Source organism: Endozoicomonas sp. ONNA2 (assembly GCF_024606365.1).
In the GTDB taxonomy this organism is placed as follows: Bacteria; Pseudomonadota; Gammaproteobacteria; order Pseudomonadales; family Endozoicomonadaceae; genus Endozoicomonas.
Genome location: NZ_JAHHPO010000015.1, coordinates 1 through 1,061, shown reverse-complemented (window position 1 = coordinate 1,061; position 1,061 = coordinate 1). Strand labels below are relative to the sequence as shown.

The 1,061-nt window shown below is 50.0% G+C and carries 2 protein-coding genes; both read right to left on the bottom strand.

Annotated elements, in window-relative coordinates:
- On the bottom strand, window positions 1-265 hold a 265-nt coding region (locus KDK14_RS21550; protein ID WP_257262998.1), incomplete at its 3' end, for an F-box protein.
- A 134-nt stretch (window positions 266-399) separates the two neighbouring features.
- A partial coding sequence (locus tag KDK14_RS00190) for a hypothetical protein (RefSeq protein ID WP_257262997.1) occupies window positions 400-1,061 on the bottom strand: 662 nt, incomplete at its 5' end.

Here is a 1,061-nt window from a genome sequence, read left to right as displayed (position 1 = left end):
TCAGACAGGTTGCATTTACCTGGCGGATATCATCGAATTCCAGATAGTCAAAAATCATGACCAACAGTTCGGGAGGGAGTTCAGTAATCTTTCTTTGCTGCAATGGTTGAATTTGCAGGGGTTGTATTTGCGGGGGGTGCGCTTGCCGACTGGCCCCCGGGCGTGTGACAGTGGACGGGGCGTTGAAAGGTGTCGTTTTGGCAGGCTGACGCCAATACGGCACCATCGAAAAGCCGACGGCTGTTGCAGAGAGAGGGTCGCTCACTTACTTGTCCCATTCTTGACGAGTGATTACCGGCATTATCATTTGATTCATTGTTTCAACAGACAGGCCATAGGCCAGGAAGTTCCCGGGCCAGTATGCATTTACACCCGGATTGAGTTTGATTATTTGGTTAACTACTTGAGTTTTGCCTCAATCCGGCGTGCAGCATCGCGTATTTCCCAAACTGTCAGGGTGATATTCGTGATGTTGTCATTCTCAGTGCGGCTCAGGACCACTACTTCATGCTCTGAAAGTGGATTGAAGCAGGCTTTGAGGATGCCGTCTTGCCTGATAACTCCCTTGAGTGGCCAGCCATTTTGTTGACTGCGACCCAGGATGCCGACCATCGAAGTGTTGTAAGTCAACACATGCAGCCCAGACAGGCTAAAGCAAGGTGTTGTGGCTGGGGTGAATTGATCGGTGATGGTTTGAATTGACCATGCTCCTGCCAGGTTCTTCCCCCAGATATAGATCGTACCGGTCGTACAACTGACCAGTAAGTGTCTGTCAGACGGACTGAACTGCGTCTTTTCTACACGGTGTTTGTGTTTGAGCACTATGCCTGAGTCAAGCCTCGCTCTTAATGCGGCATCCGGGTGCGTGAAGTGAGTCTGATCTATCGACCAGTCGGACAACTTTTCCGGCCTGGGCCATAGCTGCAAATCATGGCCACCGAAGATGTATTTTCTGAACAAGTATTTACCGGCAGAGCTGAATTCAAGCAGATAGAATGTTGGGAAAATGATAGTCTCTTGCCATTTCCCCGATGGTTCCGGGCTGAAAATTGAGACCCGTC